Source organism: Polaromonas sp. (assembly GCF_039932935.1).
Classification (GTDB): domain Bacteria; phylum Pseudomonadota; class Gammaproteobacteria; order Burkholderiales; family Burkholderiaceae_C; genus Polaromonas.
Map to the genome: position 1 here is coordinate 1 of NZ_JBDTPB010000120.1, position 23,627 is coordinate 23,627.

Below are 23,627 nucleotides of genomic sequence, written 5' to 3' on the forward strand. Positions count from 1 at the left end.
CAAAGGTGGCGAAGAAGGCCTGCGCATTGCGCAAGACCGTCTGACCCACTGGATCAGCGTTGGCGCACAACCATCGCCTACCGTTGAGCGCCTGGTCAAGCAAGGTGCTACGGCTGCTGCCAAAACGGCCTGAAAACCGGTCTGATTTAGAGATTTGATGCAGCCCGGCCTTCAGCCGTCCGCTGGCTTGACACCCTCAAGCCTGCCGGACGACGCCATCGAAGTCGGGCGCATCCTGGATGCATGGGGTGTCAAGGGCTGGGTGAAAATCCTGCCGCACAGCACCGATCCAGAAGCGCTTTTTGCGGCCAAATCCTGGTTTTTGCAGGCGCCCGACGCCAAATTCCGCCCAGGGTTCACCGTGTTTTCCGGCACCGTTTCACTGAGCGTGGACGAGGCCAAAGTCCACTCTGATTCCGTTGTCGCCAAATTTGCCGGCCTGGATGACCGCAATGCTGCCGAGGCTTTGCGTGGCGCCCGTATCTTTTTGCCGCGCAGCAGCTTTCCCGCCGCATCCAAAGACGAGTACTACTGGGTTGACCTGATCGGCCTCAACGTCGTCAACCGCGAAGGCGTGGCCCTGGGGCTGGTTCGCGACCTGATGACCACCGGCCCCCATTCGGTGCTGTGCGTGGAGTACACCGCCCAGCAGGAAGACGGCACCAGCGTGACCGCCGAACGCATGATTCCGTTTGTCGCCGTCTATGTCGACAAGGTCGATATTGCCGGCAAATGCATCACCGTTGACTGGCAGCCTGACTACTGATTTTTGCGGCCCTGACGGGCAGATTGCCCTGTAGCGCGCGGCTCGCACACAATAGCCTCATGCGCTTTGACATCATCACCCTTTTCCCCGAGATTTTTGCGCCATTCCTGGTGAGCGGCGTGACCCGCCGCGCCTACGAGTCGGGTCTGGTCGACGTCAAACTCTGGAACCCGCGGGACTTTGCTGACGGCAACTACCGCCGCGTGGACGATCGCCCTTTTGGCGGCGGCCCGGGCATGGTGATGATGGCCGAGCCTCTCGCGCTGTGCCTGGAAAAAATCCAGGCCGATCGCGCCTCCTGCGGGGCGCCCAAGGCGTCCACAGTGCTTTTTTCTCCCGTCGGCAAGGTGCTGGACCATGCGGGTGTCGAAGGCTGGTCGGCCAGCCCCGGTGCAGTGCTGATTTGCGGACGCTATGAAGGGCTTGACCAACGCTTCATCCAGACCCATGTCGACTTGCAGATCAGCCTGGGCGACTTTGTGCTGTCGGGCGGGGAAATTGCTGCCATGGCCCTGCTCGATGCGGTGGCCCGTCTTCAGCCCGGCGTGCTCAACGACGAGGGCAGCCATCAGTTGGACAGCTTTAATCCCGCGCTCGACGGTCTGCTCGACTGCCCCCATTACACGCGTCCAGAAAGCTGGCGTGGCCAGCCCGTGCCCTCAACCCTGCTGTCCGGCAACCATGCCCACATTGAGCGCTGGCGACGGGAGCGTCGTCTGGCCCTGACCCAGCTGCAGCGCCCCGAATTGGTGCAAATCGCCAGGGGGCACGGAAAACTGAGCGAGAGCGATGAGGTTTTTCTGGCCGATCTGGTCGAAAACCCGGACAAAGATGCCTGACTTGCTATAATCAAAGAGTTTTCGATCCTCTGGCGGCCACTGCAACCATCTGAATCATCTGCGGATGAATCCATGGATTTGCGGTCTTTAGCGTAGCGCGTGTATGAGCGAAAAAGTTAGATGGAAAAATCATGAATCTGATCCAGACCCTCGAGCAGGAAGAAATTGCCCGCTTGAACAAAACCATTCCTGTTTACGCTCCCGGTGACACCGTGATCGTGAGCGTCAATGTGGTTGAAGGTACGCGTAAACGTGTGCAGGCTTTTGAAGGTGTGGTGATTGCCAAGCGCAATCGCGGCCTCAATTCCAGCTTCATCGTTCGCAAGATCTCGAACGGCGAAGGCGTGGAACGTACGTTCCAGGTTTACAGCCCGCTGATCGCGAAGATTGAAGTCAAGCGCCGCGGTGATGTGCGCCGTGCCAAGCTGTACTACCTGCGTAGCCGCAGCGGCAAATCCGCACGTATCAAGGAAAAACTGGGCGCCAAGGCTGCCTAAAAGCACCTCCGCCCTGAAAAGCCGCTCTGCCGAGCGGCTTTTTTTTGCCTGCTAATCTCTCATTCCATGAACCACACCCGGCCCCTGCCGAAGTTTGACCCCCGCAGCATCCCGGTGCTGGGTATTGATGACCATCTGGCCGGCGTCCCTTCGGCGCACCTTTCTCCCGAGGCCCTGCGCCAGCGCTTTCGGCACCCGCCCGTCTGGACGCCCGAACACAGTGTTGAAAAGAAGTTCACCGACCGTGCGCCTGCGCTGGCCGCTGTGCTGATTCCGCTCATCATGCGGGATGAGTTGACGCTGCTGCTGACGGAACGGACCACCAACCTGTCCACGCACTCGGGCCAGGTTGCCTTGCCGGGCGGCCGCACGGACGAGACCGACCGCGATGCAGTGGATACCGCGCTGCGGGAAGCGCACGAAGAGGTTGGTTTGCCGCGCGATCATGTGGAGGTGCTGGGCACCTTGCCGACCTATGTCACCGGAACTGCTTTCATCATCACACCGGTTGTGGCGCTGGTCAGGCCGGGCTTCGTGCTGCAACCCAACCCCGGTGAAGTCGCGGATGTTTTCGAAGTGCCGCTGGGCTACCTGATGAACCCGGCCAATCATCGCCGCCACGAAATGGCGTTCGATGGCGCTATACGCCAATGGCTTTCCATGCCTTATTCCGACCCTGCCGTGGAAGGCGACGGGAACGAGGCCAGGGAGCGCTATATCTGGGGCGCAACAGCCGGCATGCTGCGCAACCTCTACCGCTTCTTGATTGCCTAACACCCCCGTCCAGGCTCACTTCGTGTAGCCTGTTCCCCCAAAAGTGATGCACCCCTGTCCAAGCTCACTACGTGTAGCTTGTTCCCCCCTCAAGGGGGCGGCGCCTGGGGCCGGCGGAGCCGGACCCTCGACCCCCACTGGTGAATACCTCGCGGATTGGTTGTTGTATCGGACTCTTCATGCCAGCATGAGCCCCGGAACCGGCTTCGCCGGGCCGGAGGGCGGGCGGCCCCCTCGGGGGGGCAGGGAGCTACACGCAGTGAGCGACCGTGGGGGCAGTATGATTCTTGCATGAGCTTTTTTGCCGTTTTGTTTGCACTCATCATCGAACAAGCCCGACCGCTGGCGCGCGGCAACTGGATACATGCCGGCTTTCGTGGCTGGGCTCGTTGGACCAACCGCAGCCTGGATGCCGGCAAACCGCACCATGGCTGGATTGCATGGACAGTCGCCGTGCTGGTGCCGGCGCTGGTTACCTTCCTGATTCACTGGCTGCTCTGGACCGTCAACCCTGTGCTGGCTTTTGCGTGGAGCGTGGCGATCCTGTATGTCACGCTGGGCTTTCGGCAATTCAGCCACTACTTCACGGACATACGCGACGCGCTGGATGACGGCGACGAAACAACGGCGCGCGAGCTCTTGGCACAGTGGCGCCAGGTCGATGCGAGCGAGCTTCCGCGCAGCGAAATCGTCCGCCACGTCATTGAATATTCGGTGCTGGCTGCGCACCGCCATGTGTTCGGCGTGCTGGGCTGGTTTTCGGTGCTCGCCGCCCTGGGGCTGGGGCCTGCGGGCGCTGTGCTCTACCGCATGAGCGAGTTTGTTTCGCGCTACTGGGCTTATAAAAGGAAAACAGCCGCCGCGGCTGGCGAGGGTGCCAGCATGGCCTTGCAGCTTGCCGCAAGCCGCGCCTGGGGCGTGATTGATTTTGTGCCCGCCCGTGTCACTTCGCTCGGGTTTGCGGTGGTCGGCAGTTTTGAGGATGCCATCGACGCCTGGCGCAATTACGCGCAGCGCTTCCCGGCCACTGCGCCCGCGGCCTCTGAAAACCGCAACGACGGGATCATCCTGGCCGCTACCTCGGGTGCCGTGAACGTGCGCCTTGGCGGCGAAGCGCTCAAGACCACGTTTTCAGCGGATACCTCACAAAGTTTCCAGGCCGGTGGGCTTGATGCGGAAGACGGCATTGCCACAGAGGCCACGCCCGGCCGGGAGCCCGAAGTGGCCCACCTTCGAAGCATTGTGGGCCTGGTATGGCGTTCGGTCGTGTTGTGGATGGTCTTGCTGGCACTGCTGACCCTGGCGCGCCTGCTGGGCTGAGCCGTCCTCAGTAGCGGCTCTGTGACAGCTCGGCGAATAGCTCGCCGTACAAACGATAACGGCTGGCGCTGATGCTGCTCGGATGGCCGGTCGCATTGACTTCCGCGATCACACCGCAGCCGGGTTCATGCAGGTGCGTGCAGTTGTAGAACTTGCAATCCTGCGCATGAGCCTTGAAGTCGGGCATCAGGTTTGCCAATTGCGTGGGCTCGATATGGTTGAGGCCGAATTCCTGGAAGCCCGGTGAGTCAATCAACGCGCTGGCCCTGGCCTCGTCGATCCAGTAGAGCGTGGTGCTTGTCGTCGTGTGTTTGCCCGAGTTCAACGCCTGCGAGATCTCCGCCGTCAACACCTTGGCCTGCGGCACCAGCAGGTTGGTCAGGCTGCTTTTGCCTGCACCCGAAGGCCCTAGCACCAGCGTTTTCTTGCCGCGCAGCAGATCCAGCAGTTCCGCGGCCTGCCCCTCGTTCACGGGCGACTCGGTCGACTTGGGTTTGATCGCGAGCGAGAGCATGTGATAGCCCATGGTCCGATAAGGCGCCAGCTTGGCCCAAGCGCGGGTGAAAGGCTCGCCCAGGTCGCTTTTGTTGAGCGCGATGACGGGTGGAATGCCTTCGGCTTCGGCGGCGATCAAGGCGCGGGTCAGCTGGCTTTCCGAGAATTCGGGTTCGGCCGCAATCAGAATCAACACCTGGTCGAGGTTGGCGGCAAAGGACTTGGTGCGCATCTCATCCTGCCGGTAAAACAGGTTGCGACGCTCTTCGATTTTCTCGATGGTGCCTTCGTCTTCGGAGGGCAGCCAGCGGATGCGGTCGCCCACCACCGCCTGGCTTTTTTTGCCGCGCGGGTGGCAGATAAGGCGTTCACCGGTGTCGGTTTCGACCAGCACATGGCGGCCGAATCCGGCCACTACCAGCCCCGGCAACGTGCCCCCGATTGGGGGCGCGGCGGGGCGTGCCGGTTTGCTCAAGCCAGCAAGGCGTCAACCTTCGACGCGCAGAAAAAATCGCTGATGGAGACGCCGTTGACGTCGTGTGTATTGAAACGCACCGTGCATTTCCCGTAACTCAGGGCAAGGTCGGGGTGATGGTCTTCGGCATTGGCGATAAAGGCCAGCGCGTTGACGAAGGCGATCGTTTCGTAAAAATTCTGAAAGGTGAACGTTTTTTCGAGAGAGCCTTCAATCAGGCGCCAGCCTAACGCCTGCTCCCCGTTGAGCTTGCTGAGCTGGGTGACGATTTCAGTCGCGCTCAGCGCCCGGCGGTTTTGGTGAATCGGGTTGCTCATGCGGTGGCACTTTCAACGGAAGGGATCATGCGGCCCAACCGCTCGGAGGCCGGGGGGTGGGAATAGTAGAACTTCACAAACACCGGATCGGGCGTGAGGGTGCTGGCATTGTCCTGGTAGAGCTTGAGCAAGGCGCTCTGCAAATCCTTGCCATCTGTCTGGGCTACGGCATAGGCGTCGGCCTCGAACTCATGCTTGCGCGAGAACTGGGCGAAGACCGGAGAGATGAAGAAGCTGAAGAGCGGCACCACCAGCAAAAAGAGCAACAAGGCCAGTGCGTCGTTGGCGCCCGCCATGTTCGGGCGCACGCCGAGGCCGGTATAGAACCAGACCTGCGACGACAGCCAGCCCAGCAGCGCAAAGCCGGCCAGGCTCATCGCAAACATCGAGATGATGCGCTTGACGATGTGCTTGTGCTTGAAATGCCCGAGCTCATGCGCGAGCACGGCGTCCACTTCACCGGGGTTGAGCTGTTTGAGCAGGGTGTCGTAGAACACCACGCGTTTGGCCGCGCCGAAGCCGGTAAAGTAGGCGTTGGCGTGGGCCGACCGTTTGCTGCCATCCATCACGAAGAGGCCCTTCGCCGCAAAGCCGCAGCGTTGCATCAGGCTGGTCACGCGGGTTTTCAGCGCTTCATCTTCCAGCGGCTGGAATTTGTTGAACATCGGCGCCACAACGGTGGGGTAGAGCACCAGCACGAGCAGGTTGAAACCCATCCACGCCCCCCAGGCCCACAGCCACCAAAGGCTTCCAGCGCTGCCCATCAGCCACAGGATGAGCGCCACGATGGGCAGGCCAATCACCACACCCACCAGCGTCGACTTCAGCAGGTCGGCCAGCCAGAGCTTGAGTGTCATCTTGTTGAAGCCGAAACGCTCTTCAATGCGGAAGGTGCTGTAAAGGGTGAACGGCAGGTCGAGCACTCCGCTGATCAGGCCAAAAACGGCCAGCAGAGCCAGCTGCGGTACCAGCACGCCGTACGCGGCCAGGCCAGAGCTGGCTATTGCCTGGTTCAGCGCATCAATGCCGCCGAGCAGCGTCCAGCCCAGCAGCACTGCGGCGCCGAAGGCCATCTCCAGCATGCCAAAGCGTGCCTTGGCGATGGTGTAGTCGGCTGCCTTCTGGTGCGCCTGCAGCGTAATCGTGGCGGCAAAAGCGTCAGGGACCCGGTTGCGGTTTCGCGCTACATGGCGAATTTGCCGCGAAGCGAGATAGAACTTTGTGAGCAGCCCCAGCACCAGGAAGGCGGAAAACACCCCGGTGAAAACAAGCGAATAGTCGGTCATGGCTGGCAGTTTAGGCGATCAGCGAGAATCGCAAGATGTCCGAAACTGAATCCACACTTAAAAAATCCGACCAGAACCTCGTCTGGCTGGACTGCGAAATGACCGGCCTCGACCCGGAAAAAGAGCGCCTGATCGAAATCGCCGTCATCGTCACGGGCCCGCAACTCACGCCGCGCATCGAGGGGCCCGTTCTGGCAATCCATCAGTCCGACGAGTTGCTGGACCAGATGGACAACTGGAACAAAGGCACCCACGGGCGAAGCGGCCTGATCGACAAGGTCAAGGCGACCACGGTGACCGAAGCGGATGCAGAGGCGCAGATACTGGCTTTTTTGGCCCAATATGTTCCCAAGGGCGTATCACCTCTGTGCGGCAACACCATCAGCCAGGACAGGCGCTTCCTGGTCAAGTACATGCCCAAGCTTGAAGCCTTCCTGCATTACCGCAACGTTGACGTCAGCACCTTCAAGGAACTGGCCAAACGCTGGAGTCCCGAGGTCTACAGCGCGTTCAAAAAGCGCCAGAGCCACACTGCCCTGGCCGATGTGCACGAGTCGATCGACGAACTTGAGCACTACCGGCAACACTTCCTGAAGTGAGCTTTATTTAAGCCATTTTGGCGTTTTGTCCAGGTGGGACGTGCGCAAGCAGCTATTGAAATGATAGCGAATCCGGATGGCAGAGGCTGGCGCGGGCAAGCTGCAAGGCCCCCGGTTGAGCAGGGGACTGGTAGAAACCCGCAAACCGCGCTATAATCATGGGCTTGCAGTGCACTGGGTGCTCTGCATTTGTACATCTACCTCACACTTTTGACTCCAATAACGGAGTCACCGCTTCGGGCACATTTCTGCTGCTTGAACCGCATATTCGTTTGATGGTTGATGTTTTATTAACCATGAACGAATCCTCCGCATCGCGGCGGTGAAGTTTCCTGTTCCCTCGCCAAAAGCGTTGCGGACAGGTGATTAGTGAGAAAAAACATGACTGACTCTTTTGAGGCTCGTGGCGACGTTTTGCCCGATGCAACTGTTGATACCCCTATTGAAGCCGTGATCCACGTGATTCCGGACTTTTCTTCGGACGAGCCCTCGGCCGCCGCAACCTCCCTGGAAGCCGTTGCTCCGGAACCCAACGGTTTCGTGAAGCTGGGCTTGGCCAAGGCACTCCTGCAAGCCGTCGCCGACATGGGATTTACCCAGCCGACGTCCGTGCAAATGGCCACTATCCCCAAGGCCATGCAGGCCCTGGACCAGGACGTCAAGGCCGACCCCAAAGCCAAATTCACCGACTTGCTGGTCTCCAGCCAGACCGGTAGCGGCAAAACCGCAGCTTTCCTGCTGCCCGTGTTGCACACCCTGCTCAAACAGCAGGAAGAAGCCGAGCGTTTTGAGCGTTCCGAGTTCGAACGCCTGAGCGCCGAAGCCGTCGCCCGCGGCGAAGCCCCACTGAAAAAGCCCAAGCGCAAGGATCCAACCAGCCCGCGCAACTTCAAGGCCGCCACGCCTGGCGCGCTGATTTTGTGCCCAACGCGCGAATTGGCCCAGCAGGTCTGCGCCGACGCGATTGACCTGGTCCGCCATTGCCGCGGCCTGCGCATTGCCAACGTCGTTGGCGGTATTCCTTACCAGTTGCAAATTGCCAAGCTGCAAAACGCCGACCTCGTCGTGGCCACGCCCGGCCGTCTGCTCGATTTGCAGCGCAGCATGCAGATCAAGCTCGACCAGGTGCAATTCCTGGTGGTTGACGAAGCCGACCGCATGCTGGACCTCGGCTTTGCCGACGACCTGACCGAAGTCAACCAGCTCACCATCGAGCGCAAGCAGACCATGATGTTCAGCGCCACCTTCGCGCCGCGCATCATGCAGCTGGCCACGCGCGTGATGCGCCAGCCGCAGCGTGTCGAGATTGATTCGCCACATGAAAAGCATGCGTCCATCACGCAGTCCCTGCTGTGGGCAGACAACATGACCCATAAGCGCAAGCTGCTGGACCACATGTTGCGTGACACCACCATCAACCAGGCCATCGTGTTTGCGAGCACCCAGGTTGAATGTGATGGCCTGGCCAATGATCTGGTGCAAGAAGGCTTCAGCGCCGTGGCGCTGCACGGTGCGCTGGGCCAGGGCCTGCGCAATCGCCGCCTGATGGCTTTTCGTGACGGCCGCGTGCAGATCCTGGTGGCAACCGACGTGGCCGCCCGCGGCCTCGATGTGCCCACGATCACCCACGTGATCAACTACGGCCTGCCAATGAAGGCTGAGGATTATGTGCACCGCATCGGCCGCACCGGCCGTGCCGGGCGCGAAGGCCAGGCCTTCACGATCGCCGAGTTCCGCGACCGCCGCAAGATCCAGGACATCGAGCACTACATGCAGCAAAACCTCAAGCCCAGCGTGATCGCCGGCCTCGAGCCGCAGCAGCGTTTCGCCCCGACTTCCGATCGCCCACGCGGCAACTTCGGTGGTGATCGCGGCGACCGCGGTGGCCGCAGCTTCGGCGGCGGTGATCGTGGTGGCTATGCCGGCCGCAAGCCTGCAGGTGGTTTCGGTGGTGGTGGTGCAGGTGGTTTCGGCGGTGGTGCTGGCGGTGGCGGCTTCGGTGCTCCTCGCCAGAATGACCGTGGTGATGACCGCGCGCCCTTCCAGGGGCGTGCTCCTGGACCACAGGGTGGTTACGGCGATCGTTCCGGTTTCAATGACCGTGGCCCGCGCCGCCAGGATGACCGTGGCTTTGGTGGCGGCAACAACACCGGCTTCGCGCCGCGTGAAGACCGTGGTGGTGACCGCAACTTCGGTGCCCGCAACGAAGGTTTTGCACCGCGCCCTGACTTCGCCAATCGCAAGCCAGGTGGCTTTGCCAAACCCGCAGGCAAGGTGTTTGTGCCCCGCGACTCCGCCAAGAAGGCCGGCAAGTTTTCCAAGCCTGCGCGTGACTAAATTTTCAGCCATCGCGAACCCGACAAAAGCCGCTGCAGACACCAGGTCGCAGCGGCTTTTTCTTTTCCGCGTCGGGCATCGAGTCCGTGGGCGGGCCAGCATGTCCGCCACCATCGCACCGCTGCCCGGACGTTATGATGCGGTGGCGTCGCCGGCAGTCCGGCGCCGCGCAAGAAAAATCGACATGCACGCAGCCGCCTGGCCTCCTCTTTCAAAGAACTGAAACATTGCTTCCGCCGTGCGCTTGGGCATCCGTCCTGACGCACTGCAGAGGCACTGTCCGCACCCGCTGGATTTGATCCCGGCCGGTGTGCCAGATCACGACCATCCTTTCGACTCACGACGATTCCACGTCGTACTCGCGGTCGTGTTCATCTTTTCTTTTCTTTGGAAACTGTCATGTCCTTGTTCAATACCTTGCTGGCTCCGGCCATTTCGCTGGCGCCGCGCGCGCTGATCCGTAAGGTCTCGCGCCGTTATATCGCCGGCGATACCGTGGCCGAGGCGACCGAGCGCGTTGCCGCGCTCAACGCCGCCGGCTTCTGCGCAACTGTCGATGTCCTTGGAGAAAGCACCGAATCGCTGTCTCAAGCCGACCATACGACCGGTGAATACCTCCAGGTGCTCGAAGCGATCGCACGCGACGGGTTGCGCGCCAATATCTCGGTCAAGCCGACCGCACTTGGCCTGTTGCTCGACGCAACCCATTGCGAGCACAACCTGGCACGTCTGCTCAACGCAGCCGAGGCGCATTCCATTTTTGTGCGCATCGATATGGAGGATGCGAGCTGTACGCAGCACGAGATCGACTTGCTGTTGCGCTTGAAGCGCCGCGGATACAACAATGTGGGCCTCGTGCTGCAGGCCTACCTGAAGCGTACCGACGGCGACATCGCTCCCTTGCTTGGCACGGGCGAAAACCTGCGCATCTGCAAAGGTATTTATGTCGAGAAGCCTGACCTTCTCGTGGAGGGCGCCTTGGACGACCGTGGCGCGATCAACCCGCATTTTTTGCGCCATGTCGCGCGTTGCTTCGATAGCGGCACCTTCGTCGGCGTCGCGACGCATGACGAGGCGCTTGTTGACCAGGTGATTACATTGGCGCGCAGCCGACTGGTAGCCCAGACGGCGTTTGAGTTTCAGATGCTGCTCGGCGTGAGAGAAAGCCTGCGCGATCGCCTGCTCACCGAAGGTTACGCTGTGCGCATCTACGTTCCCTACGGCAAGGACTGGTACGGCTACAGCATGCGGCGCATCAAGGAAAATCCGCGGATGGCGGGTTATTTGTTGCGCGCCCTGTTGACCTGCTGAGAGGTTCAGCTCATGCCGTTGCGGCTGGCCAGCTCGACAAACAGCGCCGACTGGTCGAGGTCGGTCAGGCCGTTCTCCACGCCCTCGGCATAAAGCCGCTCAAACAGCGTGGTGACGGGCGCCTCAAAACCGATCTCTTGTGCTGTAGCCAGCGCATTGCGCATGTCCTTGAGCTGGATGTCCATGCGCGCGCGCGGCGCAAAGTCGCGCTCCAGCATGCGTTGGCCGTGCAGCTGCAGCACACGGCTGTCGGCAAAGCCGCCGGTGATGGCTTCCTTGACCTTGGCCATGTCGGCCCCGCCGCGTGCGGTGAACAGCAGCGCCTCGGCCACCGCGCCAATCGTGATGCCCACAATCATCTGGTTGGCCAGCTTGGTGAGCTGGCCGCTGCCGTGCGGGCCGACATGAACGGCGTGGCCCAGAAGCTTGAGCACCGGCAGGGCGCGGGCGAAATCATCTGCCTTGCCGCCGGCCATGATGGCCAACGTGCCGCTTTGCGCGCCGCCCGGGCCGCCTGATACGGGGGCATCCACATGGGAGATGCCCAACGCACCCAAACGCGCTGCATGGTCGCGTGCCTCGCGGGGCTGGATGGAGGCCATGTCGAGAAAGAGCGCGCCCGGTTTCATCGCGGCGGCCACGCCTTGTGTGAACAGCACGTCTTCCACCACCGGACCGCTTTCAAGCATGCTGATAACGACGTCGGCTGTGGTGACTGCGGCGCTGGCTCGTGCATGAACAGTGGCGCCCAGCACCGCCAGCGGGCCGGCCTTGTCCGGCGTGCGATTCCATGCCTGCACTGAGTAGCCTGCCTCGCACAGGCGCGCGGCCATGGGCAACCCCATGACGCCCGTGCCGAGGAAGGCGATGCGGGGAAGGGGCGCGGTGCTGGCGGTGGTCATACAGTGTCCTCGTGCGTGATGGCTTGAAGCCATCATGAAGCACCATCGCGCGAGAAGGCTGTCAGCCAGCTTTCTAGGTGGCAGTCGGCGCCACTTTTTACGCAGCTTTTTTCAACGCCGGCGCAAACATGCTTTCCATTTCCTGCCGCACTTTGTAGGCGTGGGTTGATGTGTCCATCGCCACATCGGCCCAGCTCAGGCTCTGACCCTTCTTGACGGCGCGCACGACCTTGACGTTGTGCGCCAGGCCCAGCGGCAGCCCGCCCATGGTCATCGAGGTGTCTGCCGGCAGCAGCTTGCCCCAGACGGTGTAGCCGCCTTCGCCGTCCAGCATGTCGCCGGGCTTCAGGTCGCGTTTGGCGGTGGCCACCACGTCGGCGTTCCAGCATGTCGCGACACCGGTGGGTTCACCGCGCAGCGCCACACTGGCCACCGACACACCGACTTCGAGCCCGATCAGGTGCCAGCGTTTGTACAGGGTGAAGTAGCGCCCGCTCGGGTCGGTGTGGGCGTTGTATTCCTCAAAGCAGTTCTTGATGTAGTCGGTTTCGGCTTCGACCGTGACCCAGACGCCCATGCGGATGTCGTAGGGAATCTTGCGGCCGTTGGCTTCCAGCGACGAAATCACTTCGACCATGCCTTTGCGCTCGAGCACACCGCCTTCGCTGATGGGCCTTGTGACGTAGGGAATGTCTTCGACGCTGGCCGGCGGGTAGAGCAGGCCGTTGCTGGGCACCGTGAGACCTGTGGCGTTTGCCACGGCGGTTGATTCAATGGACGGCTTGGAGCCGTCGAGAAAACTGTTGAACATCTTCGGGTTGAGCCCGCCGCGCGCGGCCTGCTCGGGCGTGAGGCCGTAGTTGCCCCACACCGTCTCGGGCGTTGACTCGCAAAAATGCGGCAGCCATTTGTGCCCGCGGCCCGCTGCCACCACCGGAAAGCCGCAGGTGCGCGCCCAGTCCACCAGGTCGCAAATCAGCGCCGGTTGGTCACCAAAAGCCAGTGAGTAAACCACGCCAGCCTCGGCCGCCTTGCGCGCCAGCAGCGGACCACAAAAAGCATCGGCTTCTACCGTGACGTTGACCACATGCTTGCCGTGCGCAAAGGCCTTCAGGCAATGGTCCACCGCGGCGATCGGGTTGCCGGTGCATTCCACAATGATGTCGATCTGCGGATGCGTAACCACCGCCTGCCAGTCGTCGGTGATCCAGGTTGCTCCTGTTTTGATAGCTGCTTGCGCTGATTCCGCCTCGGTCAGGGCCGTATTCCATCCCACACGGGCGAGATTGACACGCGCTGCATCGGGCGACAGATCCGCAATCGCCACCAGGTGCACACCCGGCGTTCGAGGGATTTGTGCCAGGTACATGGAGCCGAATTTGCCGGCGCCTATGAGGCCGATGCGGACTGGCTTGCCTTCGGCTGCGCGTTGCTGGAGTTTGGTGTAAAGGTTCATGGGGCTTTGTGTGTGTGACTCCGTTCGCACTGAGCCTGTCGAAGTGCTTCCCCGCGTACGGGGGGCTTCGATACCTCAGCCCGAACGGGGGGAGATGTTCAGGCTGCCTTGCGCTCCGGCGCGATTTCTTCCATCGAGGTCTGCAGCGCGCTCGCGGGCACGCCGTCCTTCCACGGCAAATCCACCGGGTAGTCTTTGAGCAAGCAGTCGTCGGGCAGGCAAGTGATAGGCGTGAAGTCGCGGTGCGCGATGTATTCGGGGCGCTTGTGGCGGCGGATGTGGTTGCTGACCGCGCACAGGCTCAGGTATACGCTCACCCGGTTGAAGGGCGAGAGGTTGCTGCCCGAGGCATGGACCAGGCAGGAGTGGAACAAAATCATCGAGCCGGCCGGGCCCTTGGGGCTGACGATGCCGCCTTCTTTGCCGCCGGCGCGCTGCACCAGCTGGCGTATCAGGTCGTTGTCCACCGTCCAGAGCGGGTAGCTGGTGGTGGTGAGGTCGTGTTTGGCATCAACCACGCCTTTTTTGTGGCTTCCGGGAATGAACATCAGCGGGCCGTTGTGCTCCGTCACGTCGTCCATGAAGATGGCCACGTTCATCGCGCGCTCGGTCGGCATCATGTCGTCGTTCAGCCAGGTGCCGTAGTCCTGGTGCCACTGCCAGACGTCGCCTTCAAACGCCATCTTGCCGTTGATCTTGAACTGGTGCATGTAGAGCTTTTCGCCCAGCAAATCTTCCACCGGCTCGATCATGCGTGGGTGCCGCGCAAGCCGCGCGAAGGGCTCGCTGTACATGTGCGCGGCGAAGTTGGTGCGCACGGCGTCCTTGCCTTTTTCACGCACGTTGTAGTCTTCGCGCCGGCTGTAGAGCTCGGGCACGGCCTCATTGAGTCCGCGGGTTTCTTCCGGCGTGAAGAGGCCAGGGAAAAACAGGTAGCCGTCGCGGTCGAATTGGGCGAGTTGTTCGGGGCTCAGTCTCATCGCGTGTCTCCTTCGGTGGTTGTTCGGAATGTTTCAGAGGGCCGTCGAAGCGGCGGGCTGGGCCAGGGCGCTGGACAGCAGCGCTGCCAGGTTGTGGCCGGCTTCTTCGCCGTGCTCGCGAATCAGCGCTTCGGCCTGCGTTGCGTCACCGGCGGCAATGGCCTGGGCGATAGCTTCGTGCTCATCCCAGATGGACTCACGCATCGTCGAGACCTGCAGCACCGCGCCCATGGCGCGGCGGATGTGGTGCCAGTGCAGTTGCGCGCTCTGGGCGATCAGCGGGTTGCCTGAGGCAGCGTAAATGGCCGCATGAAACGCCGCGTCGGCTGCCATCATGGCCTTGACATCATGGCCGCGCGCGGCTTTTCGGCCTTGCCGGATCAATTGCGGATCAAGTTGGGTATGGCCTTGCGCAGCCAGCCGGGCAGCCAGCGCATCCAGCGCGCTGCGCACTTGGTAAATCTGCACCAGCCAGGCTACGTCCAGCGGTGCGACCAGCACGCCGCGTCCGGGGGCGTCCAGCACAAAGCCGTCTTTTTTCAAAAGACGCAGGGCCTGCAGCACCGGTTGGCGCGACACCGAGAGTTGGGCCGCAAGATCTTCCTGCATGATGCGGGCGCCCGGCGCCAGCGAGCCTTCGCTGATGGCGTCCAGCAGGCTGCGGTAGACCTGGTCGACCAGGTCAGGAGCGGATTCGATTTTAATCAGTTGCATAGGGTTGTACTCTGTATACAGAATACAGGCGGCGAACCAAATGCACTCTCGGGTTTACCCGTAATGTTTGCTGTCGGGCGGGCTGTGCCAAGATGGCAGCCGTTAAACCCGTTTACCCGCTAGCCCGCTAGCCCGCTAACCCGCTAAACCCTTTGATATTTCCAGGAGCCAACACCATGTCCCAGCCCGATCCCGCCTGGCTTGACCGCATGTACAACAACCGGGCGCTGGTGGCGGACCATGCGCTGTACTTCGCGCGCTGGGCCGAAAGCTCCCAGGCCGTTCGCAAACGCGTGCCCTGCCAGCTCGACATTCCCTATGGCAACCGTGCGGGTGAAATGCTGGACGTGTTTCCTGCGGATGGCTTTGGCGCCGCGAGTGGTGCCCGCGGCCGGGGCGGTGCGCCGGTGCTGGTGTTCATTCACGGCGGGTACTGGCGCTCTCTCGACAAGGCCGACCATTCGTTCGTGGCTCCGGCCTTCACGCAGGCAGGCGCCTGCGTCGTGGTGCCCAACTACGCGCTGTGCCCCGCAGTCACCATTCCCCACATCACCCTGCAGATGGTGGCGGCGCTGGCCTGGACCTGGCGCCACATTGCGCATTACGGCGGAGACCCGTCGCGCATCACGGTGGTGGGCCATTCGGCCGGCGGGCATCTGGCTGCCATGCTGATGGCGTGCGACTGGAAGGCCTTTGCTCGTGACCTGCCGGCGGATTTGCTGAAAAATGCGTTGTCAATTTCAGGGCTGTATGACCTCGAACCGATGCGCCACACGCCCTTCCTCAAGGACTCCCTGAAACTCACGGCGGAACAGGTGCGCAAGGCCAGCCCGGCCCTGCTGCCGGCGCCAAGCCGCGGCAGCTTGTACAGCGTGGCGGGCGCCGACGAAAGTGCAGAGTTTCTGCGGCAAAACGTGTTGATCCAGCAAGCTTGGGGGGCCGATGCCGTGCCGGTTTGCGAATCCCATCTTGGACGCAACCATTTCAGCATCCTTGAGGCGTTGACTGAACCTTCGCAGCGCTTGCACCAGCTGGCTTTGCAGCTGCTGGCGCGTACCGGGCGTTAAATATTGACGTCGTACTCCAGCACCACATCCGAGGCCGGTAGCCCGCCGCGGATGGCCCAGTTCTCGCGCGGTTCCTCGCGCAGCAGCACTTTCACGTGGTCTGCCGGAATGCCGCACAGCCCGAGCTTTTGCAAGATAGCCTGGTACAGCGCGCGTTTGGTCGCGATGGACCGCCCTGCAAAGCAGTCAATTGTGACCAGCGTGTAGCGCTCCCCCTTGTCGGGCGGCGCGCGAAAGCGCTGCGGCTCATGGACAAAAAGCCGGATGGAGGTCGTCCAGTGCGGCACCTTCAGCGCAGTAACGAGCGCCTCCTGGACGGCGTCCAGGAGGGCGGCTTCTTCTGCGCCGGAATAGGGGCGGCGGACTTCAATGGCGGCTGTGGGCACGGGGGGCTCGATTAATTCGGGACAAGGCCCTATTCTCGCGCAGCGGCTGCCGGGTTCACATCAGCAGGTGTTCACCGGCGTTGTCGCCGCCCAGCGTGACATAGTTGACCTTGCGGATGTCCAGCAGCTTGGTGCCGCCGGCATAGCTGATGGAGCTCTGGATGTCTTCTTCCATTTCGCGCAGCGTGTCGGCCAGCGTGCCCTTGACGGGCTCCAGGATGCGCTTGCCCTCGACGTGCTTGTATTCGCCCTTGTTGAAGTCCGAGGCGCTGCCGTAGTATTCCTGGAAGAGCTTGCCGTCGACCTCAACCGTCTGGCCCGGGCTTTCTTCAAGGCCCGCCAGCATGGAGCCAATCATCACCATGGTCGCGCCAAAGCGCACTGATTTGGCAATGTCGCCGTGCTCGCGAATGCCGCCATCGGCAATGATGGGCTTGGTCGCCACGCGCGCGCACCACTTGAGCGCCGACAGCTGCCAGCCGCCGGTGCCAAAGCCCGTTTTCATCTTGGTGATGCAGACCTTGCCCGGGCCGATGCCGACCTTGGTCGCGTCGGCGCCCCAGTTTTCCAGGTCGATCACGGCCTCGGGCGTACCCACGTTGCCGGCGATCACAAAGGACGTGGGCAGCTTCTGCTTGAGGTAGCCGATCATCTTCTGCACCGTGTCAGCATGGCCGTGCGCAATGTCGATGGTGATGTACTCGGGCACCAGGCCTTCAGCAGCCAGGCGGTCCACCGTGTCGTAGTCGGGTTTTTTCACGCCCAGCGAGATAGAGGCGTAGGCACCGCGCGCTTTCATGTCTTTGACGAACTGGACGTTATCCAGGTCAAAGCGGTGCATCACGTAGAAGTAGCCGTTTTTTGCCATCCAGGCGCAAATCTCCTCGTTGACCACCGTCTTCATGTTGGCGGGAACCACCGGGATGCGAAAGCTGCGCCCGCCCAGCGTGGCGCTGGCGTCGCATTCCGAGCGGCTTTCCACGCGGCATTTGCGCGGCAGCAGCAGGATGTTGTCGTAGTCGAATATTTCCATGATTCCCAAGCCTTAGAAAAACTGTTGAAGAACGTCAGGGCCTGTTCACCATTAAACGGGATGCGAAAGCTGAATGCCGGGATGCAGTGCTAGGCGCAGTGAGCGCCGTGTAGCACCGCTACACAAGCGAACTGCAACACCGCAATGCGCCCGGCATTCAGCTTTCCCTTCGGGTTGGCCTGGCTTCCCGGCGTCTGCTTTGTCGAGCGGCTTGCAAATAGCTGGAGCTATTTGCCGCACCGCTCTTCGCGCATCCATCCGGGAACCAGGCCAACGCATTCCGTTTAATGGTGAACAGGCCCTGTCGGCACTTGGACTGGACCGGCTTTGTTTGCAGGCGCTTGCAGCAAAGGCAAGGCAGAAACAAAAAACCGGGCGCAATTGCTTGGGCCCGGTGATTGATTCTATGCGCTTCTCACAGAGGCCTCCCCCTGCGAAGCGGTATAGCCTTTATATGCCTGGTGGCATCTTGCTGAAGGGGGCTTAGCGCACCTCAACTTCGGCCACCCGCACGGTTTCCTGGCCGCGCGCCAGCCGCAAGGTCGTCCACTTGTCGCGTGCCTGCGGCGTGCCGAACCCGGTGGTGATGCGCACCATCACCGTGGTGCCGGCCGACAGCACCTGCTGGCGGTGGCCGTAGAACTGCGCCTCTACGCTGTACTTGCCGGCCTTGGCGGTTTTCAGGGAGAACTCCTCAGGTCCGTAGCCACCGGTGGCGTCGGGGCTCATCGCGCCACCCTGACGGGTCAACTGGTTTGCATAGCTGGCCCTTTCGCTGTTCGGGTCAGTCACCCACATGTCGATGTCGGTGTCGTCGCTGTCCCAGGCCATCACCACGCGCAGGGCCAGCGGCAGGTTGCGGCGCAGGCGCGTGTCGACCCGGCTCATGTCCAGCGGTTTGTCTGCCGCTGCGGCTTGAGCCGCAATGGCGTTGAGCTCGGCCAATGCAATCATGTTGACGCCGGCAAAGCGCCCGTTCCAGGGCCGCGACACCACTTCCCACAAGGCATTGACGGCGCGCTGCGTCTCGCCGTTGTCAGCCAAGGCCAGGCCCAGGTCACGCCATGACTGCGGCTCGTTCGGTGCCAGTTCGCTGATGCGCTCAAACACGGGGACGGCCAGGTCGTTGCGGGTTGCCTGCACCAGGCGGTAGGCATAGAGCCGCAGCAACTGGCGGTTCTCCAGGTTCATCTCGGCCAGGTTGGAGAGCACGCGCAGACCCAGCTCGGGCAGGCCGCGGTCGAAGAACACGCCGGCTGCGTCCATGTAGAAAGAGCTGCTGCTCAGGTAGGCGGCGCGCTCGTCCAGGTAAATGCGGTAGAGCTGGGCCTTGTCTGCGTCCTGAAGGCGCTTCATGTAGGGTGCGTCGGGTACCCAGGCTTGCAGGGCGATGGTAGCGGCAGGTGCTGACGCGACCGAATTGGCGGTGCGCTTGTCCAGGGCGTCACGGCCTGCCTTGGCCTCCATGACGGGGGCCGGCGCTGCAGCACGTGCGACGGGCGCAAAGGAGGGGGCTGCTACTGGTGAGCTCTGGGCTTGCTCGCGTAAACGCGCCGTGCCGGCCAGGCTGCCAAGAGCGCCCTGGCTGATTTGCATCTCGGCCTTGGGTTCCGCGCGTTTAGGCGTGTCCTTGGGAAAGTCCTTGTCCCACCAGCGCTGCTTCTGGTCAAACTGCTTCACCATGGCTTCGATGTAGGCTTGCCTTGTTTGCGTGGACTGCGCAAGTTGCAGCTGGTTCAGCCGCGCCACCTCGTCGGCCAGCTCGGGTGGGGCGGGAAGGTTGTAGCGTGCATAGTCAGCGGCCAGTTCCAGCACGATCAGCGAGCTGTTAGGGCCCACGGTGCCGTGCGTCGCCGCGATGCGCTGAAGCTCGCTGCTGTGCAGCGCCGCGTTCTCCGCCAGCTCGGCGCTGCGCCACTGCGCCCATTGCTGGCCGGGCCAGCGGCCTGCCGACGCCTTGGCGTTCACGTCCAGCGCCAGCGTGCGCTTGCGTCCGTCGGGGTGCACCAGTGCAATGTCGATACGGGCCTGGGTGTCAAGCAGCTCGCCTGCGACGGCGATGCGGCCCTGGCGCAGGCTGGTCGTGGGCGCCACGAGTTGTTGGGCCGACAGGCTGGTCAGTCTTTCAATGCGCCAGCCGTGCAGCCGCATGGCCTGCGCGCCTTCCTCGGCGGTCAGCAGCGTGGCGTCCACCAGCACGCCACCCGTGCGGTCGGCGAGCCGCGCCAGGCGCGGTGTGTCGGCAGCTGCTGTGCCGTTGATTACCATGACGGGCGCCGTGTGCAGGTAGTTGATGCTTCTTTTTCCATCCGTCATCAAGCCGTCCGTCACCATCAATGTCATATCAGCGTCGGCGGGAATCGGCAGGCTGTCGAAGTTGCTGGAGCCGTCAAAGGGTTCTGCGCGCAAGGCATCGGCCAGATCACCGAATCGGTCTGGCGCGACCATGAAACTGCGCACCGGTTCAGCTTTGTTGCGCACCACAAGCAGGCTCACCTTGACGGCCTTGTCCAGTTTTCGGAAATAGGCTTGCAGCACCGGCAGCACGCGGGCCTGCGCCGCCGCCGAGGCGGAGGCGTCCCATACCAGTGCGATGTGCGAGGGGGAGGGGCGCTTCACCAGCTCATCGCGAAAGTCCATCTGCGCGGTGAAAAATGATTTGCCACCCGACTCGCCCACCATGACCTGCGGCTTGCCCGTGTGGCGCACCGCCAGCTGCAACCATCCCGCCGGGCCCTGAGGTGCCAGCCATTGGTTTTTCTGCAAGTGCAATTCGGTGCCGGCTGCGTTGGCGCTGAGCTGCGCATCTGCGGGGGCCTGAATCAGCTGCACGTCTTGCTGGGCAGTGCCGTGGGCGCGCACCTGCACCTGCAATTGCCCCACCGCCGAGGCAAACGCCAGCGGCACCCGCAGCACGCCGGCGTCGCGATGGTGCGGCAGGGTTTCGTTGAGGGTGATCACGACCCGGCGCTCACCTTGCGCAGGAATCGGGTAAACGCGCAGCTTGTACTGGTTGCCGGCCGTCGCTTCCAGCAGCCCCGGGTCTACCCGGCGGCGGCGGATGTCTTCAAAAATTTCCTGTCCCTTGGCCTTGGGCACGGGTGCGGCGTCGCGCAGGCGGCCATTCACGTCCAGCGCAAAGCCTGTCACCACCTGGCCTTCTTGCAGGGGAAACTGCAGCTCGCCTTCCAGTACACGGGGGTTGGGGTTGAAGAGACGCAGTTCGATGCGGGTCTGCGCCTGGTCGCCGAAAAGATCGACCTCTATGGAAACTGCCCGCAGCTCAATGGCCTGGGCCGAGGGGCTCACCGCGATGGCCGGAGGCCGCCATGTGGGCGGCGGCGCGAATTTGCTGTTTATGGGCATGGACTGCGGCGCAATGCTTAATGCCGACACATGAAAACTGCAGCTGGCCGCTGCGGCGGCCAGAAGCAAACGGAGAAACCTCAATGCAGTGGTGCCTGGTGGCATGAAAACCCCTTGGGTGGTTGCGATGCACTGTGAAACGACGCAGGCAGCGCAAAGGGGTTAAATCAAATCAAATATTTTTCAGGACGCTTTTTCAGGCATCAGACCGCGTTTTGCGAACGCACGGCCTCCCACCGCGACGGCAATTGCGATGAGGGCTAACAGTGTTGCGACGGCAAATGTGGCTCGCATGCCGACGGCCACGGCTTCGGCGCTGGCCGTGGTGATGTCGGGCGCCGCCGATGCGAATGCAAACACCGAACCCATCGCGGACGCACCGCTCATGAGCCCGAGGTTGCGCGAAAGGTTGAGCATGCCGGACGTCACGCCGCGCTGGTCAGGGGGAACGTTCGCCATGACGGCCGTGTTGTTGGCGGCCTGGAACAGCTGGTAGCCGGGGGTCAGGATGAAGATGGCGGCGATGTAGCCCGTCACGCCGAACATCGCGGGCAGCACAGCCAGCGCAAAGGCGCCTGCTGCGACGGCGGAGAGCCCGGCAATGGCCACAAACGGCGCGCCTAGGCGATCGACCAGACGTCCCGACGGCACGCCGCTCAAGACAGAGATGAGGGGGCCGGCCGACATGACCACTCCCACAAGCGCCGCGTTGAGACCCAGTGCCCGGGACAGGTAAAACGGGCCGACCACCAGCGTTGCCATCATCACCGTCGCGACGAGTGCGTTCATGGACAGGCTTGCGCTTAAAGCCGGATCGCGAAAGGCCGCCAACCGGATCAGCGGTGACGCGGCTTTCGCCTGGGCGATGACAAACAAGCCCACGCCGAGGACGGCCGCCACCAGCAGCGCTGCGTTGAGCAGACCGAAATGGCCGCGCCCCGTTGTCATGGCAAGGGCGTAAGCGGTCAGGGTCAGCGCCAGAATCAGCGTGCCGAGATGGTCAAAGCGGGCGCGATCCGTCGCCGGTCCGCGGCGATCCGCGGGCAGGCAGCGGTACGCAAGAAGAAGCGTCAGAAGTCCCAGCGGAACATTGATGAAGAAGATGGACTGCCAGCCCACTGCAGCGATCAGCACACCACCCAGTGACGGGCCCAACGCGGTGCCGATTGCCGACATGGTTCCCAGCAGTCCCATGGCGCTGCCGGTTCGGGCCTTGGGAACTGTCTCGCCGACAAACGCCATGGTGAGGGCCATCATCACGGCGGCTCCGAGGCCCTGCATCGCCCGAGCGGCAACCAGCAGCCAGAGCGTGGGTGCGATGCCGCACAGGACCGAGGCCACAGTGAACACCCCAATGCCGGCCAGCAGCAGGCGCCGCCGGCCGATGAGGTCACCCAGCCGTCCGGCGCTGACGATCAGTGCGGTGATGACGAGCAGATACGCGATGACGACCCATTGGACGGCCTGAAACGAAGCGTTGAAAGCCTGTGCCAGCGTTGGCAGGCCGACGTTGGCAATGCTGGTGCCCAACGAAGACAGCAGCATGGAAAGCGACAGGCTGGCAAGCGCCCATCGGGCCGACCGGGCCAGCTTGGCGGAGTTGGTTGGTGAGGTGGTGGTGGTAGTCAAAATGAAAATGAGATAGGTAGGTTGTTGCCCTGAATGGGGGCTCCTGAAGCGTAGTTCTTGCCGTTGCATAGCGGAAGACGCACGAGTTGCACTTTATTAGTGTGTTTGACGCCATGTCATGGTCAAATGCGCTATGGTGGGCGCATGTCAACACCCGACCTGAACCTGCTGGTGACCCTTGATGTGCTGCTCGCGGAAGGCAGCGTCGCTCGTGCGGCGCGGCGGCTGCGGCTCAGCCCGTCCGCGATGAGCCGGGCGCTGGCGCGGTTGCGTGAAACCACCGGCGATCCCTTGCTGGTCAGGGCTGGGCGCGGCCTGGTGCCAACACCCCGGGCCATCGAACTTCGCGAGCGCGTCGCTCAGTTGGTACAAGACAGCGTGGCCGTTTTACGGCCCGTTGCGAAGCTCAAACTCAAGCAACTGGTCCGAACGTTTTCACTGCGAACCCGCGAAGGCTTTGTGGAAAACTTCGGCCCTGGCCTCATCGCCCGCATCGGCAAGGAAGCGCCGGGGGTGCGGCTGTGCTTTGTGCAAAAGGCCGACAAGGACAGCACGCCACTTCGTGATGGCGCCGTTGACCTGGAAATTGGCGTGGTCGGGCGCGGGGCTGGCCCGGAGTTTCGGGTACAGATGCTGTTTCGCGACCGGTTTGTGGGCGTCGTGCGGCAGGGCCACCCGCTGAGCCAGGGCGAGGTGACCGCCTCGCGCTATGCCGCGGGCGGGCACGTTGGCGTTTCCCGGCAGGGTATCGACAAAGGGCCGATTGACGAGGCGCTGGCACCGCTGGGACTCAAAAGAGACATCGTCACGATCGTCGGTGGCTTTTCCTCGGCGTTGGGTCTGGCCCGGGCCTCCGACCTGATTGCCAGCGTTCCCGAACGGCACACCGGGGTTTTGCGTGCGGGCCTGCACAGCTTTCCCCTTCCGGTTTCCTTGCCGGAGCTCACGATTTCATTGCTCTGGCATCCGCGGCTGGACGCGGACCCGGCCCACCGCTGGCTGCGCACTTGTGTTCGGGAGGCCTGCTCGGACCTTGAGTCCCTACCCGCTGGAGCTGAGACGACCGAACCCAGGTGAG

21 protein-coding genes and 1 pseudogene are annotated in these 23,627 nt (G+C 62.5%); 11 read left to right on the forward strand and 11 right to left on the reverse strand.

Going from position 1 to position 23,627, the window contains the following annotated elements; genetic code table 11:
- The 6 genes and pseudogenes from rpsP to ABI546_RS19165 all read left to right on the forward strand — a co-directional run.
- Window positions 1-133 (forward strand): annotated as a pseudogene (gene rpsP, locus ABI546_RS19140) (30S ribosomal protein S16); the annotation flags it as partial.
- A 24-nt stretch (window positions 134-157) separates the two neighbouring features.
- Complete coding sequence (rimM, locus tag ABI546_RS19145; RefSeq protein ID WP_348049179.1) at window positions 158-766, forward strand: ribosome maturation factor RimM; 609 nt, start codon at window positions 158-160, stop codon at window positions 764-766.
- 59 nt (window positions 767-825) lie between these two features.
- The gene (trmD, locus tag ABI546_RS19150) at window positions 826-1,605 is read left to right on the forward strand and encodes a tRNA (guanosine(37)-N1)-methyltransferase TrmD (RefSeq protein ID WP_348049181.1); all 780 of its coding nucleotides are present in this window, start codon (window positions 826-828) and stop codon (window positions 1,603-1,605) included.
- Between the two features lie 131 nt (window positions 1,606-1,736).
- Window positions 1,737-2,102 (forward strand): 50S ribosomal protein L19, encoded by a 366-nt coding sequence (gene rplS / locus ABI546_RS19155; protein ID WP_077595343.1) that lies wholly within the window; start codon window positions 1,737-1,739, stop codon window positions 2,100-2,102.
- A 66-nt stretch (window positions 2,103-2,168) separates the two neighbouring features.
- A complete protein-coding gene (locus tag ABI546_RS19160) occupies window positions 2,169-2,876 on the forward strand; it encodes a CoA pyrophosphatase (RefSeq protein WP_348049183.1) in 708 nt (235 codons plus the stop codon).
- Between the two features lie 291 nt (window positions 2,877-3,167).
- Window positions 3,168-4,196 carry a CobD/CbiB family protein gene (locus tag ABI546_RS19165; RefSeq protein WP_348049185.1) on the forward strand — a complete coding sequence of 343 codons (1,029 nt, stop codon included), beginning with the start codon at window positions 3,168-3,170 and terminating at the stop codon, window positions 4,194-4,196.
- 7 nt (window positions 4,197-4,203) lie between these two features.
- On the opposite strand, the gene rsgA is transcribed toward ABI546_RS19165, so the two are convergent.
- From rsgA to ABI546_RS19180, 3 genes are read right to left on the reverse strand one after another with little or no spacing between them, the layout of a single operon-like run.
- Window positions 4,204-5,166 (reverse strand): ribosome small subunit-dependent GTPase A, encoded by a 963-nt coding sequence (gene rsgA, locus ABI546_RS19170; RefSeq protein WP_348049187.1) that lies wholly within the window; start codon window positions 5,164-5,166, stop codon window positions 4,204-4,206.
- Entirely contained in the window at window positions 5,163-5,483 is a 321-nt protein-coding gene (locus ABI546_RS19175; protein WP_348049189.1) for a 4a-hydroxytetrahydrobiopterin dehydratase, read from the reverse strand. The genes rsgA and ABI546_RS19175 overlap by 4 nt, the downstream gene beginning before the upstream one ends.
- Complete coding sequence (locus ABI546_RS19180) at window positions 5,480-6,769, reverse strand: M48 family metallopeptidase (protein ID WP_348049191.1); 1,290 nt, start codon at window positions 6,767-6,769, stop codon at window positions 5,480-5,482. The genes ABI546_RS19175 and ABI546_RS19180 overlap by 4 nt, the downstream gene beginning before the upstream one ends.
- A gap of 35 nt (window positions 6,770-6,804) precedes the next feature.
- On the opposite strand from ABI546_RS19180, the gene orn reads away from it, so the two are divergent.
- The 3 genes from orn to ABI546_RS19195 all read left to right on the forward strand — a co-directional run bounded on the left by orn (window position 6,805) and on the right by ABI546_RS19195 (window position 11,016).
- Complete coding sequence (gene orn, locus ABI546_RS19185; RefSeq protein ID WP_348049193.1) at window positions 6,805-7,368, forward strand: oligoribonuclease; 564 nt, start codon at window positions 6,805-6,807, stop codon at window positions 7,366-7,368.
- Window positions 7,369-7,749: 381 nt separating this feature from the next.
- The gene (locus ABI546_RS19190; RefSeq protein WP_348049195.1) at window positions 7,750-9,705 is read left to right on the forward strand and encodes a DEAD/DEAH box helicase; all 1,956 of its coding nucleotides are present in this window, start codon (window positions 7,750-7,752) and stop codon (window positions 9,703-9,705) included.
- A gap of 399 nt (window positions 9,706-10,104) precedes the next feature.
- Window positions 10,105-11,016 carry a proline dehydrogenase family protein gene (locus tag ABI546_RS19195; RefSeq protein ID WP_348049197.1) on the forward strand — a complete coding sequence of 304 codons (912 nt, stop codon included), beginning with the start codon at window positions 10,105-10,107 and terminating at the stop codon, window positions 11,014-11,016.
- A gap of 5 nt (window positions 11,017-11,021) precedes the next feature.
- Here ABI546_RS19195 and ABI546_RS19200 read toward each other — a convergent pair whose 3' ends face one another.
- From ABI546_RS19200 to ABI546_RS19215, 4 genes are all read right to left on the reverse strand, one after another.
- Complete coding sequence (locus ABI546_RS19200; RefSeq protein WP_348049199.1) at window positions 11,022-11,918, reverse strand: NAD(P)-dependent oxidoreductase; 897 nt, start codon at window positions 11,916-11,918, stop codon at window positions 11,022-11,024.
- A gap of 97 nt (window positions 11,919-12,015) precedes the next feature.
- Window positions 12,016-13,374: a Gfo/Idh/MocA family oxidoreductase gene (locus tag ABI546_RS19205; RefSeq protein WP_348049201.1), complete on the reverse strand. Its 1,359-nt coding sequence runs from the start codon at window positions 13,372-13,374 to the stop codon at window positions 12,016-12,018.
- Window positions 13,375-13,472: 98 nt separating this feature from the next.
- Entirely contained in the window at window positions 13,473-14,354 is an 882-nt protein-coding gene (locus ABI546_RS19210) for a phytanoyl-CoA dioxygenase family protein (RefSeq protein WP_348049203.1), read from the reverse strand.
- Window positions 14,355-14,387: 33 nt separating this feature from the next.
- Entirely contained in the window at window positions 14,388-15,068 is a 681-nt protein-coding gene (locus ABI546_RS19215; RefSeq protein ID WP_348049205.1) for a GntR family transcriptional regulator, read from the reverse strand.
- 176 nt (window positions 15,069-15,244) lie between these two features.
- On the opposite strand from ABI546_RS19215, the gene ABI546_RS19220 reads away from it, so the two are divergent.
- Window positions 15,245-16,135 (forward strand): alpha/beta hydrolase, encoded by an 891-nt coding sequence (locus ABI546_RS19220; RefSeq protein WP_348049207.1) that lies wholly within the window; start codon window positions 15,245-15,247, stop codon window positions 16,133-16,135.
- Here the strand turns inward: ABI546_RS19220 and ABI546_RS19225 are convergent.
- The 4 genes from ABI546_RS19225 to ABI546_RS19240 form a co-directional block, all read right to left on the reverse strand.
- Window positions 16,132-16,521 (reverse strand): tautomerase family protein, encoded by a 390-nt coding sequence (locus ABI546_RS19225; protein ID WP_348049209.1) that lies wholly within the window; start codon window positions 16,519-16,521, stop codon window positions 16,132-16,134. The genes ABI546_RS19220 and ABI546_RS19225 overlap by 4 nt on opposite strands.
- A 55-nt stretch (window positions 16,522-16,576) precedes the next feature.
- Window positions 16,577-17,554 (reverse strand): GMP reductase, encoded by a 978-nt coding sequence (locus ABI546_RS19230; protein WP_348049211.1) that lies wholly within the window; start codon window positions 17,552-17,554, stop codon window positions 16,577-16,579.
- 483 nt (window positions 17,555-18,037) lie between these two features.
- A complete protein-coding gene (locus ABI546_RS19235) occupies window positions 18,038-21,025 on the reverse strand; it encodes a VIT domain-containing protein (protein WP_348049213.1) in 2,988 nt (995 codons plus the stop codon).
- A gap of 78 nt (window positions 21,026-21,103) precedes the next feature.
- Complete coding sequence (locus ABI546_RS19240; protein ID WP_348049215.1) at window positions 21,104-22,549, reverse strand: MFS transporter; 1,446 nt, start codon at window positions 22,547-22,549, stop codon at window positions 21,104-21,106.
- A gap of 144 nt (window positions 22,550-22,693) precedes the next feature.
- Here ABI546_RS19240 and ABI546_RS19245 point away from each other — a divergent pair, with 144 nt between their 5' ends.
- Window positions 22,694-23,626, forward strand: coding sequence for a LysR family transcriptional regulator (locus tag ABI546_RS19245; RefSeq protein ID WP_348049217.1), 933 nt, complete (start codon window positions 22,694-22,696; stop codon window positions 23,624-23,626).
- Window position 23,627 lies beyond the last annotated feature (1 nt).